Annotated in this window: 15 protein-coding genes; 11 read left to right on the top strand and 4 right to left on the bottom strand. The window is 41.9% G+C overall.

Translation table 11 applies throughout. From position 1 onward, the window contains the following. Positions 1-99: 99 nt before the first annotated feature. Both M301_RS00305 and M301_RS00300 read right to left on the bottom strand, forming a co-directional pair. Positions 100-1,137, bottom strand: coding sequence for a CDP-6-deoxy-delta-3,4-glucoseen reductase (locus tag M301_RS00305; protein WP_013146768.1), 1,038 nt, complete (start codon positions 1,135-1,137; stop codon positions 100-102). A 26-nt stretch (positions 1,138-1,163) separates the two neighbouring features. Beyond that, entirely contained in the window at positions 1,164-1,559 is a 396-nt protein-coding gene (locus tag M301_RS00300; protein ID WP_013146767.1) for an FxsA family protein, read from the bottom strand. A 160-nt stretch (positions 1,560-1,719) separates the two neighbouring features. Here M301_RS00300 and dsbD point away from each other — a divergent pair, with 160 nt between their 5' ends. The 8 genes from dsbD to pqqA all read left to right on the top strand — a co-directional run bounded on the left by dsbD (position 1,720) and on the right by pqqA (position 8,765). Continuing rightward, positions 1,720-3,651, top strand: coding sequence for a protein-disulfide reductase DsbD (gene dsbD, locus M301_RS00295; RefSeq protein ID WP_013146766.1), 1,932 nt, complete (start codon positions 1,720-1,722; stop codon positions 3,649-3,651). Between the two features lie 19 nt (positions 3,652-3,670). Beyond that, on the top strand, positions 3,671-4,225 hold the full coding sequence (locus tag M301_RS00290; RefSeq protein WP_013146765.1) for a TlpA family protein disulfide reductase: 555 nt from the start codon (positions 3,671-3,673) through the stop codon (positions 4,223-4,225). Positions 4,226-4,401: 176 nt separating this feature from the next. Beyond that, complete coding sequence (gene aroQ / locus M301_RS00285; protein ID WP_013146764.1) at positions 4,402-4,851, top strand: type II 3-dehydroquinate dehydratase; 450 nt, start codon at positions 4,402-4,404, stop codon at positions 4,849-4,851. Positions 4,852-4,900: 49 nt separating this feature from the next. Beyond that, entirely contained in the window at positions 4,901-5,359 is a 459-nt protein-coding gene (accB, locus tag M301_RS00280; RefSeq protein WP_013146763.1) for an acetyl-CoA carboxylase biotin carboxyl carrier protein, read from the top strand. 32 nt (positions 5,360-5,391) lie between these two features. Next, a complete protein-coding gene (gene accC, locus M301_RS00275; RefSeq protein WP_041359562.1) occupies positions 5,392-6,741 on the top strand; it encodes an acetyl-CoA carboxylase biotin carboxylase subunit in 1,350 nt (449 codons plus the stop codon). 102 nt (positions 6,742-6,843) lie between these two features. Then, entirely contained in the window at positions 6,844-7,731 is an 888-nt protein-coding gene (gene prmA, locus M301_RS00270) for a 50S ribosomal protein L11 methyltransferase (RefSeq protein ID WP_013146761.1), read from the top strand. Positions 7,732-7,739: 8 nt separating this feature from the next. Next, positions 7,740-8,555, top strand: a complete 816-nt coding sequence (locus M301_RS00265; RefSeq protein WP_013146760.1) for a DUF3426 domain-containing protein — start codon at positions 7,740-7,742, stop codon at positions 8,553-8,555. Positions 8,556-8,693: 138 nt separating this feature from the next. Continuing rightward, positions 8,694-8,765, top strand: a complete 72-nt coding sequence (gene pqqA / locus M301_RS14750; protein ID WP_012777389.1) for a pyrroloquinoline quinone precursor peptide PqqA — start codon at positions 8,694-8,696, stop codon at positions 8,763-8,765. A 109-nt stretch (positions 8,766-8,874) separates the two neighbouring features. On the opposite strand, the gene M301_RS14655 is transcribed toward pqqA, so the two are convergent. Together M301_RS14655 and M301_RS00255 are read right to left on the bottom strand one after the other, a co-directional pair. Continuing rightward, on the bottom strand, positions 8,875-9,558 hold the full coding sequence (locus M301_RS14655) for an FxDxF family PEP-CTERM protein (RefSeq protein WP_013146759.1): 684 nt from the start codon (positions 9,556-9,558) through the stop codon (positions 8,875-8,877). Between the two features lie 298 nt (positions 9,559-9,856). Further along, positions 9,857-10,759 carry a hydrogen peroxide-inducible genes activator gene (locus M301_RS00255; protein WP_013146758.1) on the bottom strand — a complete coding sequence of 301 codons (903 nt, stop codon included), beginning with the start codon at positions 10,757-10,759 and terminating at the stop codon, positions 9,857-9,859. A gap of 245 nt (positions 10,760-11,004) precedes the next feature. On the opposite strand from M301_RS00255, the gene M301_RS00250 reads away from it, so the two are divergent. The 3 genes from M301_RS00250 (at position 11,005) to pgaB (ending at position 17,299) form a co-directional block, all read left to right on the top strand. Next, the gene (locus M301_RS00250) at positions 11,005-12,441 is read left to right on the top strand and encodes a catalase (RefSeq protein ID WP_013146757.1); all 1,437 of its coding nucleotides are present in this window, start codon (positions 11,005-11,007) and stop codon (positions 12,439-12,441) included. Positions 12,442-12,876: 435 nt separating this feature from the next. After that, complete coding sequence (gene pgaA / locus M301_RS00245; RefSeq protein ID WP_013146755.1) at positions 12,877-15,333, top strand: poly-beta-1,6 N-acetyl-D-glucosamine export porin PgaA; 2,457 nt, start codon at positions 12,877-12,879, stop codon at positions 15,331-15,333. A gap of 1 nt (position 15,334) precedes the next feature. Further along, entirely contained in the window at positions 15,335-17,299 is a 1,965-nt protein-coding gene (gene pgaB / locus M301_RS00240) for a poly-beta-1,6-N-acetyl-D-glucosamine N-deacetylase PgaB (protein WP_013146754.1), read from the top strand. Positions 17,300-17,319 lie beyond the last annotated feature (20 nt).

The following is a 17,319-nucleotide window of genomic DNA, read 5'->3' as shown; positions in this document are numbered from 1 at the left end:
GCTCCTTTTATTAGGGTATGGAGCAAATCATAGTGTTGAATTCTTAACGCAATCTTAAATCCTTATTCATTAAGATTGGTTTTATTAATCAACAATATATTAAGTGGCGGTGGCTTTAGGTGTTGGTTTTGCATAATTAAATGCATCTGAGAAAAATTCATCTTCTGGCAAACCAGCTTCTACAAAACTGGCGTGTGCGACTGCCACCATGGCTGGCGCGCCACAGCAATATACTTCATAGTCAGCTAAACCTGTTTGGGCGAAATCCTCTAGCACGGCCTGATGCACATAGCCTGTGCGGCCTTGCCAGTTGTCTTCTGAGGTAGCGTCAGATAACACGGGAATGAATTTAATGTGCGGATATTCTTTTGCCCAAGCCTCTGGGAGCGCTGGCATGTAAAGATCCTTCAAACTATGTGCCCCCCAATATAAAGTCACCGGGCGATTGATATTGTTATGCAACATATGCTCAATAATGCCTTTAATCGGCGCAAAACCCGTGCCGCCAGCAACCATGATGATGGGTTTGTCTGACTCTTCCCTTAAGAAAAAGCTGCCGAATGGAGCTTCTATGCGCAAGATAGCTTTGTCTGGCATTTCGTTAAATACGTATTCAGTAAATTGCCCGCCCGGAATCAAACGTAAATGCAGCTCTAATAGGTTATCTACATGCGGCGCATTAGCCAGTGAAAAAGCGCGTCGTTTACCATCTTTAAGCAAAAACTCGATGTATTGCCCTGCCATAAATTTGAGATGCTCAGTACTTGGCAACTTTAAAAACAACGCCATCACATCATGTGAAAGTTGCTCTTTACGCTCTACACGTGCAGGCAAAATTCTTGGCTGAATAACATCTGCATGAATCTCACGGCACTCTATCGTTAAATCTGTCAGGGGATGTGCGCAGCAGAAAAGTGCTTTACCTGCCGCTTTTTCTGCACCAGTCAGCGCGCTTGATGCATAGTCCCCATAATCCACTTCGCCTGAAATAATATCGCCCTTACAACTACCGCAAGTACCATTGCGACAGCCGTATGGAATATTCACACCCGCACCTATGGCGGATTCCAGCACTGTTTCTGATGCTTTTGCGGTGTAGGTATGTTGAGTAGATTTTATGGTGATTTGATAACTCATAATTTAGGCTCTCTTTTTATTCTTCTTCAATCTTCGCGGTGAAATTCACCCTCTATGACATCATCATTAGCAGCTTGTTGCTTAAATGTAGCCGATTTTATTGCGCTTTTATCCACAGGTATTAACAATAACACCACGGCGATTAAATCCGTCATCACGCCCGGAATAATGAGCAGTATGCCTGCAACAATATTACGCGCACTGCCAAACATCGCTTTCAAGGGGTTGCCGCCTTGGCTAAGGCTTTGCATCACTCGACCTGAAAATAATAGCTTTTCATCGCGAATAAGTTGTAAGCCAAGCAAAACCATGGCGACTAAGTATAATAATACCCACCAACCATATTGTTGGAATAGATTGACCAGAATCCAGATTTCCGCAATCGGAAAGGCAAGTAAGGCCAGTGTAAGTATTAAACGCATTTGTATATTATCCTTAATGGATCACAAGTAATATTGAACGTATGATGCTAATTAACTCTCTATGTAATGGAGTCTGAGCAATTAAAATACAAGATAGTTTAATTGTAATTGCTAAAATTAGCCTTACGCCATTAAAGCGCCATCATTTTAAAAAACATTAGTGAATAAAACAGTGAAACCTTTATTTATCAAACATTCGGTATTTCTTAAACATTTGGTTTTTTGCCTTGTTGCCTTCATTGGGGTTTTACCTAATACCTATGCGACTGAAAACAAGTTCAGTTCATTTGCAAACTCACTGATTGAAACTAATAGCGAAGAAACTTTTTTATCGCCTGAAGCCGCTTTCCAGCTAGATTTATCCGCTAAAGACGCCCAAAGTATTCAAGCCAATTTTACTGTAACGCCCGGCTATTATCTTTACAAAGAGCGCATCAAGTTTGTATTGGCGCCTGGAACTCCAGCCGAGATTTCTAACGTTGAGTTTCCAATTGCTGAGATTAAAAATGATAAGAACTTTGGCAAAATGGAAGTCTATCATCATGATTTTAGTGCCAAAATCAATTTAGCTAATATTAAAAATAATGCTATTAAGATTGCCGCAACGTATCAAGGTTGCAGTGAAAAGGGCTTATGTTACGCGCCGATGACCAAAACATTTACTGTAGATCTGGCTACAGCTAAAAATATTGTCAACACTCCAGAAAAAGCCACAGAAGAAACCATTTTCGCGAATGATAACGAAGCAGATAACACGACAAAAATACTTAAATCAGGCAATTTATGGTTAGTTATCGCAGGCTTTTTTGCCGCAGGTTTGCTTCTTTCACTTACGCCTTGCGTGCTGCCGATGATACCAATCTTGTCGAGTATTATTGTAGGTAGTCAAAGTCAGCAAGTGAAGCCTTCAAAATTACATGCCTTTGGCTTATCTGTGGCGTATGTATTGGGCATGGCATTAAGCTATACCTTGGCTGGAATCGCGGCAGGCCTCTCTGGTGACCTGCTTAGCCAGTCGTTGCAAAATGCTTGGGTGCTTGGTGCAAGCGCCTTGATATTCATTTTATTGGCTTTTTCAATGTTTGGGTTTTATGAACTAAAACTCCCGCAAAGTTTTGAAGACAAAATGCTCAACACTAGCAACAAGCTTAAAGGCGGACACTTTTTTGGTGTGTTCGTCATGGGTGCGCTTTCAGCCTTAATTGTCAGTCCGTGTGTGGCGGCACCTCTAGCAGGCGCTCTGATTTACATTGGTCAAACGCACAACGTATTTTTAGGTGGTGTTGGCTTGTTTGCGCTCGCCATTGGCATGGGTGTGCCTTTATTGCTGATTGGTGCATCAGCAGGCAGCTTATTACCTAAAACTGGTGACTGGATGAACGCAGTGCGTAACTTCTTTGGTGTGTTGATGTTAGGCATGGCTATTTGGCTAATTTCGCCAGTTATTCCTGTGAGTGTTCAATTAGGGCTATGGGCGATATTGCTAATAGTGACAGCGGTTTATCACAGTGCGCTTGATAACTTACCAGCACATGCTAGTAAGTTTGCAAAACTCTGGAAAGGTGTTGCCGTTATTCTATTGATATTTGGCGTAGCTTTATTCATAGGTGCACTTTCTGGCGCGAAATCGGCCTTACACCCACTCAGTAATTTTACTATTGGCAGCGCTAGCCAATCAAAAGATTCTTCACCACTAAACTTTACACGCGTTGCTAGCATTGCTGAGTTAGAACAAAAACTGGCTGCAACTCATCAACCTGTGATGTTAGATTTTTACGCGGATTGGTGTGTAGCCTGTAAAGAGCTTGAGCAATTGACTTTCAGCGACCCCAAAGTGCAGCAACAGCTTAAAAACACGACATTATTGCAAGTAGATGTAACCGCAAACTCCGATGAAGACAAAGCGCTACTAAAACGCTTTGGCTTATTTGGCCCGCCTGGTATTGCCTTTTTTAATGGCAATGGCAAAGAAATGACCACGCTAAAAACCGTCGGGTTTCAAGATGCGGAGCGCTTTAGCACCACGCTCGCTAGACGTGATAGTTGTATTGTCGCACCACAAAATCAGCAAGAAGCAACTACGCAGTGTTAATCAAACTCATCATCAAACTATGTTAAAAAAAATACTTTCCAATGTTGGCTATTTAGCCATCATGCTGGCGCTTGGTTTCACGATTTACTATTATGTTCTAAGCCCCAATGCCGCATTAAAAAACTCTGCTGCAGATTACAGCAAGCTTTCTACACAAGCGTTATTTGCTAGCAAACTTCCTAATCCAGATGGTATCAATCAAGATTTAAGCCAATACAAAGGCAAAATCATCGTACTTAATTTTTGGGCGACTTGGTGCCCGCCATGCCGCGAAGAAATGCCTGAACTCTCTGAATTATATACAGAATACAAAAATAAAAATGTGGTGGTGCTAGGTCTAGCTGTAGATGAACTAGCGCTAGTGAAAGAGTTCTCAGTAGCCACACCAGTAAGCTATCCACTATTCGCGGCTGAGAACGACGGCATGGTACTAGGCAATGATTTAGGCAACGATAAAGGCGTATTACCTTATACCGTCATCATTAATCAGCAAGGCGTAGTCGTTGATACCTACTTCGGACGTATCAATAAAACGCTTTTAGAGGCTGCAATACGTCCTTTATTGGCACCATAACACCCCAATTTTACTGCTAAACTTAAGCTTGTAATATCAACCACTTAAATTGTGAATGCCAGCTAATTTCGTTTAAGTTCACTAAAGTAGCTGGACAAAACCTGCTAACTTCGGCAAACTTGCAATAATGAATTACACGAATTTACAATCTAAAACGTTCAAAAAATTGGTTGAACATGTCGGCTAAATCTATATTAGTATTGCACGGTCCAAACCTTAATTTATTGGGTTTACGTGAACCTGAGCACTATGGCAGCGACACGCTAAGTTCAATAAATCAAACGTTAACGGATATTGCAACACAAGCAGGTATAGCTTTAGAAACCTTTCAAAGCAATACTGAGGGCGATCTTGTGACTAAAATTCAATCCATTGCAACTACAAAAGTGGACTTTGTGATTATTAACCCTGCTGCATTTACACATACATCAGTAGCAATGCGCGATGCGCTTTCTGCTGTGAAAGTTCCATTTATTGAAGTGCATTTATCGAATGTATATGCACGTGAAGCATTCCGCCATCATTCGTATTTTACGGATATTGCAGTTGGTGTCATCAGCGGCTTAGGCGCACATGGCTATACATTAGCGCTTGATTATGCAATTCGGCGCATCAATCATTCTTAAATTTATTCTTGTTATTAACTAAAATTTTCCTAGATTTTTAGAGGTTATTATGGACTTACGCAAACTTAAAAAACTAATCGATCTTGTTGAAGAATCAGGCATCGCTGAACTTGAACTGACAGAAGAAGGTGAAACGGTACGTATTAGCCGTAATTTTACATCTAGCGGACCAGCACAGCAGCATTATGCTAATTACGCACCTGCGCAATACGCTGTAGCGCCGCAAGCTCAAGCACCACAAGCTGCAGTGGCTGAAGTTCCAGCAGTTGAAGAAGGTCATGCCGTTAAATCACCTATGGTAGGCTCGTTCTATCGCTCGTCTTCACCAGATGCTAAACCATTTGTAGAAGTGGGTGATACGGTTGCTGTGGGCGACACGCTTTGTATCATTGAAGCCATGAAACTATTGAATGAAATTGAATCAGATAAAGCTGGTGTTGTTAAGAAAATCTTAGTCGAAAACGGCTTGGCTGTTGAGTACGGTGAGCCACTATTTATTATTGGCTAATAAAAATTTAAAAGGTATTTAACAACATGGCTATGTTTGACAAAATCTTAATTGCTAACCGAGGCGAAATCGCCCTTCGCGTTCAGCGTGCGTGTCGCGAACTTGGTATCAGAACGGTTGCTGTTCATTCTGAAGCAGACCGAGAAGCTAAATATGTAAAATTAGCAGATGAATCTGTATGTATTGGCCCTGCACCTTCTGGTCAAAGTTACTTAAATATTCCAGCTGTAATTAGTGCGGCTGAAGTGACCGATGCGCAAGCAATTCATCCAGGTTACGGCTTCTTATCAGAAAATGCTGACTTTGCTGAACGTGTAGAACAAAGCGGCTTCGTGTTTATTGGCCCTCGCGCTGAAACTATTCGCTTAATGGGCGATAAAGTGTCAGCTAAAGATGCAATGAAAAAAGCGGGCGTACCATGCGTGCCAGGTTCTGACGGTGCATTGCCAGATGATCCAGCTGAAATCATTAAAATCGCTAAAAAAGTCGGCTATCCAGTGATTATTAAAGCTGCTGGCGGTGGTGGCGGACGTGGTATGCGTGTAGTGCATACAGAAGCCGCATTGATAGCCTCAGTGAATATGACAAAAGCCGAAGCGCAAGCTGCCTTTGGTAACCCTGTGGTTTACATGGAGAAATATCTAGAAAAACCGCGCCATATTGAAATTCAAGTATTGGCTGACCAACATGGCAATGCGGTGTTTTTAGGCGAACGTGATTGCTCTATGCAACGTCGCCACCAAAAAATTCTTGAAGAAGCACCTGCACCCTTACTTAACCCAAGATTACGCGACAAAATTGGTGAGCGTTGTGCTGAAGCATGTCGAAAAATTAAATATCGTGGTGCTGGTACTTTTGAATTCTTATATGAAAACAATGAGTTCTACTTCATTGAGATGAATACTCGCTTACAGGTTGAACATACTGTGACTGAAATGATCACTGGCATTGATTTGGTTCAACAACAGATTTTTGTGGCGGCTGGTGAAAAACTAAAATTCCGTCAAAAAGATGTTGTACTCAAAGGCCATGCTATTGAGTGTCGCCTGAATGCTGAAGACCCATACAACTTTATACCATCTCCAGGCAAAATCACTACGTTCCATATGCCAGGCGGACCAGGTGTGCGTATCGATACGCATGCTTACGCGGGCTACACTGTGCCACCAAATTATGACTCTATGATAGGTAAGTTGATTACTTACGGTGACACGCGCGACCAAGCGATTGCTCGCATGCGTATTGCCTTGTCAGAGATGATGATAGGCGGCATTAGCACCAATGTGGCATTGCATGCAGACCTAATGGCCGATGCAGCTTTCCATTTGGGTGGTACTAGCATTCATTACCTTGAACAAAAGCTCGGTATTTACAATAAATAAGCTTTTCATTCCAGATTCGATCGAATACTACGTTACAGGCTCTAGCTGTAATATTTAGATTTGTCTTCGTTTGAATCCAGCATGAAATAGATAGGGTTTTGCATGGCGTGGGTATCGTTAAAAATTGAAGCACAAGACAATACGGCTGATTTAATTAGCGATACGCTAATGGCGCAAGGTGCGCTTTCTGCCATTATTGAAGATGCCAACGCCGACACCTTAGACGAACAGCCAATATTCGGTGAACCGGGTGACCCGCCACCTGGTATTTGGCAACAAAATCTAGTCAGCGCTTTGTTTTATGAAGGCGTTGATGTGACAAAAGTGATTGCTGATTTGGAACGTGAAACCAAATTAAGCAATCTGCAATATTCTACTGAAATCATACAAGAGCAAGATTGGGTTCGCGCGACGCAATCTCAGTTTGAGCCGATTAAAATTACCGATAATTTGTGGATTGTGCCTACGTGGCATAGCGCGCCAAATTCAGAGGCGATTAACATCGTATTAGACCCAGGCTTAGCTTTTGGCACGGGCAGCCACCCTACTACACATCTTTGCTTGAAATGGCTAACTGAAACGGTGTCTCAGCAAGATTCTGTTTTGGACTACGGTTGCGGCTCGGGTATTTTAGCAATTGCCGCTAAGAAACTAGGCGCATCCGAAGTCATTGGTACAGATATTGACCCGCAAGCCATTCAATCTAGCGTTTACAACGCCGAACAAAATAACGTCGCCGCTGACTTTTATCATGCAAGTAAATACCAATCACGTGAATTTGATATAGTGGTTGCTAATATACTCTCAAGCGCACTAAGTGTATTGGCGCCTGCACTGGCAAAATCCTGCAAAACTGGTGGTAAGATTTCACTTTCAGGTATTTTAAAAGAGCAAGCCTCTGACGTGAGCGCTATTTACGCAGAATGGTTTAACATGCAGGCACCACAAACTATGGATTCTTGGGTGTTACTCACAGGCACTAAAAAGTAGACGACATCATGACCAACGTCACCAATTGCCCAAATTGCCAAACACAGTTTATTGTGACTGATGAACAACTTAATCAGCACAATGGCAAAGTGCGTTGCGGTCATTGCTTACATGTTTTTGATGCAAAAGAAGAGCTGGTTGATGTTAACGCGGCTGATGCTGAAGTTTTAGATGACACCGATTTAGCTAATGTCAGTGATGAGCATCAAGCTCAAGCTAGCCACGCTGAAGAACACGAAAACTCGCAAATAAGTGAAGAAGCAAGTGAGATTGTCAGCAAAGCTTTGCTTAAAGACAGTCAAGCCAACTACTTTCAAACAATTGACCGACAAACCGAACGTAAAACCCGTTTATACAAATGGCTAATAAGCTCGTTTGCTGTTCTTCTGTTAATCGCCGCAGTTGTTCAAAGTATTTACTTTTGGCGCAGCGATATTACTATTTACTATCCAAAACTAAAACCTTTGCTTACTCAAGCTTGTGAGAAGCTCTCTTGTAGCATCAGCCTACCTAAGAAAATTGAATTTATTATCATTGATGATTCCGATATGCAGGAAGATGCCGATCACGAAGGCTTAATCCATTTTTCCAGCACCTTGATTAACCAAGCTGGATTTATTCAAACTTACCCGAATATAGAACTGACACTGACCGATATTGAAGATAAACCTAAGTTAAGACGCATATTCACACCCAAAGAATATCTACCTGCGCATACTGATGTTGCAAGCGGCTTACCAGCTGGCGCTGAAATCAAAGTGAAACTAGCACTAACTGCACAGGATGAACCTGTAGCTGGTTATCGAATTTCAGTAAGTTATTAATATTGATTCTAACGCTGAACTAATGAAAATCATTAGTCTAATTTAGTTGCTTTACATAGCTGGTAATTGCAACTGCTCTGTATTATGCGAGTCATAGGTTGTGTATGACTTAATTAATTAACTTACAGGAGAGTTATTATGTGGACAACACCAGCAGCTACTGAAATGCGTTTCGGTTTCGAAGTAACAATGTACGTAATGAACAAATAATTGTTTTTAAGTATCGTAAAAAAGCCTTCCAACGGAAGGCTTTTTTATTAGTAAATTAGATGCATAGTTTTAAGCTATGCCTATTTATCTGTCAGCGAAATCATGTGGATTATGACTTGCGACGTCTAGCTACAAAGCCCATCAAGCCCAAACCAGCTAGCATCATAGCGTATGTTTCTGGTTCTGGAACTGGCGTAACTGTCACCACATCCTGATACTTCCCAGACTGCAGCAAGCCGATACTGTAATTACCGGTAACAGCAAACGATGAGTCATGCAAACCGGATAGCCAAGTCTGCGCTAAACTAACCCCTGTACCGCCAAAGGCTTTGAAGCCATTGCTGTTAACTTGGTATGGGTTTACCGTGTTCTCGTACAAGATTTCCCAAGTAGCAATCTGAAATGCGGCAGAAGTCTCAGCATTATTCACTAATGAATAATATTTATTGCTGAGAGTAGTTAGATCAGCTGCCTTTGTGCTTGAGAAGGCACTTGCAAGATTACCTTGTGTATAAGTTTGTGCACTATTCCAAGGTGCTAGTTCTTGGCTAATATCAGCGCAATAAGCGATGAATGAAGTGGAGTCTGCGTAAGTACCACTGAAGCCGCCTGCGTAAACAGCTAAATTATTCACTGCAGGTGTTGCAGATGTGATGGTTGCCGTTTGTGGATTGGCGTATGCAAAACCTGTCACTGTAGCAGTGACATTATTCGCGTAAGCAGAACTGCTAATAACCGTTAATACAGTCAATACACTGGTTGCAATAACGCTTTTCAATATTTGAGTTTTCATAAAATTCCTAGATCTCGTTGATTGTGAATGTGAACCCGCAAGCATGCTTACAAGCAGCGCTTACAGACCAATTAAATCTTGTTGCCTTTCGACGAGGAGGGATTTTAATTACTCACAAAACACGGGCAATAGCCTGATTGGGTGAATGGCTGTGTTTTTGGACTAGGATTAGTCGAAAATTGTTGATTTTTAATTAAAAATCAATTAGTTATACTGAATACTGCTTAATTGTAAACAATTGTCATTTGGGGCTTCTGCTATAGGTTAATGTATACCTAAGTGCCTAGGCTACTTCTAATTACTTAATCAACAACATGTAATTTGAATCAATGGCTTTAATCGCCTCAGCTATTTTTTCTACCGCTTCCAATCGCATAAAGCTCTTACGCCACGCAATGGCGATACGTCTTGTAGGGGCTGGGCTGGCAAATGGAATCACTTTAATGAGTGGATTATTGTAGCGCTCTGCGGTTGCAGAACAAGGCAATACGGTAATACCAAGGTTTGAAGCGACCATATTACGGATGGTTTCTAATGAGTTGCCTTGCAGAATCTCCCCCTTACGTGAAAGTTCTGGGCATGCCTGTGTGACTTGGTTACTGAAACAGTGACCACTATTCAATAACAGTACTTTTTCATCAGACAACTCTTCAGGCTTAATATGCTTACGCTTTGCCCAATGATGGTCGCTTGGTACAACCACATCGAACTCTTCGTCATATAAAGCACGATATTGTAAGCCAGGCACATTAAACGGCAGCGCAATAATAGCTGCATCAATGACGCCATTACGCAATTGCACTTCTAAATTAGCCGTTAAGTTTTCCTCCACTTCCAAAGGCATATCTGGTGCGCTACTACGTAATATCGGAATGATCTCTGGCAATAAATATGGTCCTACTGAATGAATCATACCCAGCTTTAACGTACCTTTTAGCTGATTTTTACCTAGGTCGGCTAATTGCTTGATATAGGCTGCTTCTTCTAATACTTTTGAGGCCTGTTCAACTATTTTTTCGCCAATTTCAGTCATACTGACTTCGCTTCTACTACGCTCAAAAATAATCACATTGAGCTCTTCTTCAAGCTTTTTAATCGCTAGACTAAGTGCCGGCTGTGAAACAAAACACTTTTCAGCGGCACGCCTAAAGTTGCGCTCTTGCGCCACGGCTACAATAAACTTTAATTCTGTTAGACTCATTTTATGCTCACTACCATCAATTTTTTCTATCATACATTGATAAATTATATTTATCAATCACATTGAAACATACAATTATACAAATCAATTTACGCGCTATAGAATGGCTACACATTGTTACTGATGACGGATTAAGGAGTTAAAGAATGTTTAGAATAATGATTGAATCTAATAGACAAGACCTGATCGAACTGCTCGCCAACTTTGCAGCAAACAATTAACCAATATTGATAAGGAGAAATCTCGTGAGCATTAAAAAGAAATTGACTACCGCTGCTGGCGCACCAGTGCCAGATAACCAAAACACGATGACTGCTGGCCCACGTGGACCAGTATTGTTGCAAGACGTATGGTTGTTAGAAAAACTTGCGCATTTTGACCGCGAAGTGATTCCAGAACGCCGTATGCACGCTAAAGGGTCCGGAGCCTATGGCACTTTTACGGTGACGAATGATATTAGCCAATACACACGTGCCAAAATATTCTCACAAGTGGGTAAGAAAACTGAGTTGTTTGCACGCTTCACCACCGTAGCTGGTGAACGTGGCGCTGCCGATGCAGAACGTGATATTCGTGGCTTTTCAGTGAAATTTTATACTGAAGAAGGTAACTGGGATTTAGTAGGTAATAACACACCCGTATTCTTCTTACGTGATCCACTTAAGTTTCCTGACTTGAACCATGCCGTGAAGCGCGACCCGCGCACTAATATGCGCAGCGCCGAGAACAACTGGGATTTCTGGACATCATTACCAGAAGCCTTACACCAAGTCACTATTGTGATGAGCGACCGCGGTTTACCTGCAAGCTATCGCCACATGCATGGCTTTGGCAGCCATACATTTAGCTTTATTAATGCTAAAAATGAACGTTACTGGGTGAAATTCCATTTTACTTCACATCAAGGTATTAAGAATTTAACCGATGCCGAAGCAGAGGCGATTGTGGGTAAAGACCGTGAAAGCCATCAGCGCGATTTGTTTGAGAGTATTGAAAATGGTGATTATCCAAAATGGACACTTGCAGTACAAATCATGCCTGAAAAAGATGCAGGGACTTACTACATGAATCCATTTGATTTAACCAAAGTATGGCCGCACAAAGACTACCCATTGATTGAAGTGGGCGTGATGGAACTTAACCGTAATCCTCAGAACTTCTTTGCAGAGGTTGAGCAGTCTGCGTTTAACCCTGCTGCAGTCGTACCTGGCATCAGCTTTTCACCAGACAAAATGTTGCAAGCACGTTTGTTCTCATACGGGGATGCTCAGCGTTACAGATTAGGTGTGAATCATCACCAGATTCCTGTGAATGCGCCTAAATGTCCATTCCACAGTTATCACCGCGATGGTGCGATGCGTATTGATGGTAATCAAGGAGCAACAATTGGTTATGAGCCAAATACCAAAGGCGAATGGCAAGAGCAGCCAGATTTCAGCGAACCACCATTAGCCATTGAAGGCATGGCGGACCATTGGAATCACCGCGTAGATGATGACTATTATTCACAGCCTGGCAATTTGTTCCGCTTAATGACGCCTGCTGAACAGCAAGTGTTATTTGAGAATACAGCTCGCTCTGTTGGTGGCGCTTCAGTTGAGATTCAAAAACGGCATATTGCCAATTGCACTAAGGCAGACCCTGCCTACGGCGCTGGCGTTGCCAAAGCATTAGGTTTGTAAGTTAATAGCCTTAAGCAACCCCAACGTTGCTTGTCAAATCCCGTACTTGACTGTGTTATCAAGTACGGGATTTTTTATTTAATCAGCTTTTATTTGAATTCTTAAATAAAGCTAGAAGCATATCGACACCAATACTCCCACGCCATCATAACTTCAACCCTCCAACTTCAACGATAAAGTCGTAACTGTAAAGTTGTGTAATTTCTTTGCGCGTATACATACACAAAATATGCATTTCATATATATTGCGCTCGTATTCTAAATTACTGACATTTTCGATGAAATTCATTAATTTATTTGAACAAAGTACAGCTGCCGATACCGACATAAAACCCGAAATCAAGAATGGGCGCGAATATATGCGGTATTTAGGTGTGCAAATGTACTGAATCACTCAATAAATTAGACGCTTTTGATGATGCAAGGTGTAAAGATTTGCAATATTTTAAAAACATAATCCATCCAATCACTGCCCTAGTGCTGCTAGGGGCAACCATAGATCAATCAGCCTCCGCTGCTGAAACACCCTCCTCGCAATCGAGTTTGGGTGAGCGCCGTCATGCCGCATTGCAAATAGCGCGTGATGGCAAATATGAAATTGCAATACCGGCCTTTGCCACGATGGTGAAAGAAGCACCCAACGATGTTGGCATTAAAGCTGATTACATCGTGATTCTTACATGGGCTAAAAAAGAACAAGAAGCCTTAGCTGTTGCAGCGGATATGGATACTAAAGCTATTCCTAGCTACTGCCTGAGTGTTTTAGCAAAAGCAGCACGAAATACAAATCAGTTTGCAACTGCAATAGCTTATTACGAGCAATTAATTGCGCGCGACCCTAATAAACTAGATCCCTTATTAGGCAAAGTGCTCACGCGCATCGATGCAAAGCAATTTACAGAAGCCGAGTCAGAATTAACAAAGCTACGCCAACAATATTCTAATAATGCAGATGTTTATCGAGCACTTTCTTATTATGGTCAGCAATCCAAGCAACCAGTCATCGTGATTGATGCTAATACGCGTTTGTTAGCATTAAATCATCAGGATTTGGAAGCGGCTCGTGCACTAATTCAGGCCACAAGAGAGGCCGGTGCAATACCGCAAGCATTGGCATTAGCTGAGCAATACCCGAATGCTATTGATAAAAGTGAAATTGATAAAATCAATAACGATAGCGCAGCGCAATATATTGCATGGGGTCATTACAGCCCTAAAAATCCAGCAGAGCGTTTTGAAGATACTGACAAGGCACTGGTCAAGCTAGATGAAGCATGCAAATGCGACTGGAATAAGCTGGATTTGAACTCAGGTATCAACAAGAACTTAGCATTTGACCGAATAGTGGCGTTGCGTGATCGTTATCGCATGCAAGAGGTCATCTCGCTTTATGAAGAGCTACTTAATGCCCAAATTGACCCGCCGGCTTATGTATTAAATGCAGTTGGTGATGCTTATTTATATAAACGGATGCCTGAAGAGGCCATCAAAGTTTACAGCGTGTCTATGCAAAAAGATCCTGATAATAATGAGACTAAGTTTTCTAAATTCTATACCTTAGTTGATTTAGAGAGGTTTGAGGAAGCTACTGCACTCATCAATGACCTGTCAAAAAACACCTCTGCTTATAGGCAAAGACCCAAGAATCCTATCATAAGACAAGATAGCAACAAGTTGGATGCTGACAGTAAAGCATTCTATGTGCTTGCCTATGGCAATGATTTAGACACGGCTGAACAACATTTTCAAGCATTGAACAATATTGGGCCAATGAACAATGATGTCAGGATGGCTCTAGGTGAAATCTGGCGTTGGCGTGGTTGGCCAGAGCAGGCTGAACAACGTTTTTCAGAAATTAGCGGAGATTACCCAGATCTATTACAAGCTAAAGTTGATTTAGCTAACACTCACCTTGATTTGCGTGATTGGCAAGTTGCAGAGAGTGAAATCAAGCCGCTAGTAAAAGAGTATCCGGAGAATGCCTCTGTACAAGCGCTTGATCGCCGTTGGATGTTACATAACGAACGTCAGTTAACAGTTGATGGGTTTGGCAGCAAGTCCTCTGGTTCTACTTTTGGCAGTCGTACACAAGGTTTAAACGCTGTTTTATATTCAAGCCCTATTGATTACAACTATCGTGCATTTGTAAGTACGCAATATGATCATGCGACGTTTCCAGAAGGCTCTGGGAATGTTGTCTATCCTGGTATTGGTATGGAATACACCAACAGAGATTGGCGTTTAACGGGTGAAATCAGTCAGGCTAGCTTGTCTGATATCGGCATTACTGCTGCAATCACCGCCGATTATCGTTTAAATGATTATTGGTCTTTCGCCGCTGCATTAGATGCTAATTCAACTCAAATGCCATTGCGTGGACTAAAAACAGGTGCAAGTGGTGATTTAGCAAGTGCGAGTGCTGTATATCGCTGGAGCGATCTCACGAGCGCATCTGCAGGCTTTAGTTACATGAATATTAGTGATGGCAATCATCGAGAAGCGCTTAACCTTCAATTTGATAAAAGATTAATCACTCAACCTCATTATAAATTGACCACACATCTTCGTGTCGATGCCTCTCGCAACGATAAAAATGATGCCATCTACTTCAATCCAGAGCGTGATTTAGATACTAGCGCTGTTCTTGATAATGAATGGATATTGTGGCGTCGCTATGATCGATCATTCAGCCATCGTCTTCAATTGGGCGCAGGTGATTATTGGCAAAAGAACTTTGGCTCAGATTTAACGTGGATGATGAGCTATGAACAACAGTTCAAATGGGATGATCGTTTTGAAATCGACTATGGAATAACACGTAGTCGCCACCCCTACGACGGCACAAATGAACTCTCTACCCAATTTTTTTCTAGGTTAAACCTACTGTTTTAAAATGATCAGAATATTCTTCTACGTATTATTACTGCTGGCTAACACTAGCGCTCTCGCAACGACAAATTTTGCTGGCACGCAAACATTTGAGGTATTTAGCTATCATGATGTAAGAGACAGTGTTGATGGTGACCTAGAGCAAGAGTCCACGACCATTTCAACTAAAAATCTGGCACGTCATTTTGCCTGGATTCAGGCGCATGGTTATCATCCTATCAGTATTAATGATTTGTTGGATGCTAAAGCCGGTAAAAAATCTTTACCTAGCAAACCGGTTTTACTGACATTTGATGACGGTTATGAAAGCTTGTATTCACGGGCTTATCCACTACTTAAGTTATATCAATACCCTGCTGTTGCTGCACTAGTCGGTAGCTGGCTAGAAGTGAAAACTGGCGGAACTGTAAAGTACGGTGATGATCTAGTACCACGTGAGCACTTCCTATCAACAGCACAAATTAAAGAAATGGCTGATTCTGGTTTAGTAGAGTTTGCCTCACATAGCTTTGATTTGCATCACGGTATTTTAGCTAACCCGCAAGGCAATATGATTGCTGCGGCAGTGACTTTGCAATATGACTCAACCACTAAAACTTATGAGTCCCGCGAAAACTATCGCACTCGCATTAAGCAAGATTTCATTAAAAATAATGCGGTAATCCAGCGCATTACGGGCAAACAGCCCAGAGTTATGGTGTGGCCATATGGTGCAAATAATGCAATTGCATCAAAAGTTGCTAATGAAACAGGCATGCCCATCACACTAAATTTAAGCGAAGCGGAACAAGCACAGGCCAACAACTTAACACAAGTAGCGCGCTTTTTAATTGATGGCAACCCATCAGAAATGCGCCTGGCTGAGATTGAAAGACATGAGCCTAATTTAGATAAACAGCGGGCCATGCATATCGATTTAGATTATGTCTACGATGATCACCCTGAGCAATTGAGCAAGAATCTCGACTTATTATTAGATCGTGTAAAGTCACTGGCTCCTACCACCGTTTATTTACAGGCTTTTTCAGACACTAATGGTGACGGAGTGGCTGAAGCCGTCTATTTCCCCAATCGCCATGTCGACATGCGTGCAGATCTCTTTGGTCGAGTGGCATGGCAGTTGATGACACGCGCTAACGTCAAAGTATATGCATGGATGCCAGTTCTGGCTTTCGAATTAAAAGACAAACAGAAGCAGCAAATGCTACAAGTGGTTTCCGCGCAACCATCGGCTGATAAAGCCTCTTATAAACGCTTAACGCCATTTTCACCAGAAGCTAAGCAGATTATCAAAGAGATTTACAGCGATCTTGGTGCATATACCAAGTTCTCTGGCGTACTTTTTCATGATGATGCGGTATTTTCAGAATCTGAAGACGATAGCGAGTACGCAAGAGCTTATTATCAAAAAGGCTTCAAACTTGTAGGCGCTAACATTACAGAAATTAACCAAAACCCTACGCAAGCGGCTAAGTTAGCCGCACTAAAAAGTCAATATCTCATTGAGTTCACGTCAGATTTAGCTAAAGAACTGAAACGCTATCAACCAGAATTAAAAACAGCGCGCAATTTATACGCTCCAGCATTATTAAACCCCGCCAGTGAGCGCTGGTTAAGTCAAAACTATCGAGATTTCATTGCAAATTATGATTACACCGCGGTAATGGCGATGCCATTGATGGAAAACGTAGCAAATCCAGATACTTGGTTGAAGTCATTAGTCGCACAAGCGAAGCTTACTAAAAATGGATTACAAAAAACGGTTTTTGAGCTGCAAGCAACTGACTGGAAATCAAAGCGCCCCATCAAGTCTGAAATACTAAAGCAGGAGATGCAAACACTTAGTCAGGCTGGTGCGATTCATATGGGTTATTACCCTGATGATTTTCTGCACAACCAACCTGAAATGGAGGTTATTCGCCCTTACATTTCATCGCGTAATTTTCCATATTTACCAAAAAGTAAATAAATGCCGTTGCACAGACATGA

Source organism: Methylotenera versatilis 301 (assembly GCF_000093025.1).
GTDB classification, from domain to species: domain Bacteria; phylum Pseudomonadota; class Gammaproteobacteria; order Burkholderiales; family Methylophilaceae; genus Methylotenera; species Methylotenera versatilis.
The sequence above is the reverse complement of the archived record's forward strand: the minus strand, read 5'-3'. Positions and strand labels throughout refer to the sequence as shown.

Excerpts from the sequence above, each read along its gene's own strand:
- M301_RS00300 (WP_013146767.1), bottom strand. The coding sequence starts at position 1,559 with ATGCGTTTAATACTTACACTGGCCTTACTTGCCTTTCCGATTGCGGAA.
- M301_RS00305 (WP_013146768.1), bottom strand. The coding sequence starts at position 1,137 with ATGAGTTATCAAATCACCATAAAATCTACTCAACATACCTACACCGCA.
- aroQ (WP_013146764.1), top strand. The coding sequence starts at position 4,402 with ATGTCGGCTAAATCTATATTAGTATTGCACGGTCCAAACCTTAATTTA.
- prmA (WP_013146761.1), top strand. The coding sequence starts at position 6,844 with ATGGCGTGGGTATCGTTAAAAATTGAAGCACAAGACAATACGGCTGAT.
- M301_RS14655 (WP_013146759.1), bottom strand. The coding sequence starts at position 9,558 with ATGAAAACTCAAATATTGAAAAGCGTTATTGCAACCAGTGTATTGACT.
- M301_RS00255 (WP_013146758.1), bottom strand. The coding sequence starts at position 10,759 with ATGAGTCTAACAGAATTAAAGTTTATTGTAGCCGTGGCGCAAGAGCGC.
- accC (WP_041359562.1), top strand. The coding sequence starts at position 5,392 with ATGTTTGACAAAATCTTAATTGCTAACCGAGGCGAAATCGCCCTTCGC.
- M301_RS00290 (WP_013146765.1), top strand. The coding sequence starts at position 3,671 with ATGTTAAAAAAAATACTTTCCAATGTTGGCTATTTAGCCATCATGCTG.
- pgaB (WP_013146754.1), top strand. The coding sequence starts at position 15,335 with ATGATCAGAATATTCTTCTACGTATTATTACTGCTGGCTAACACTAGC.
- accB (WP_013146763.1), top strand. The coding sequence starts at position 4,901 with ATGGACTTACGCAAACTTAAAAAACTAATCGATCTTGTTGAAGAATCA.
- M301_RS00265 (WP_013146760.1), top strand. The coding sequence starts at position 7,740 with ATGACCAACGTCACCAATTGCCCAAATTGCCAAACACAGTTTATTGTG.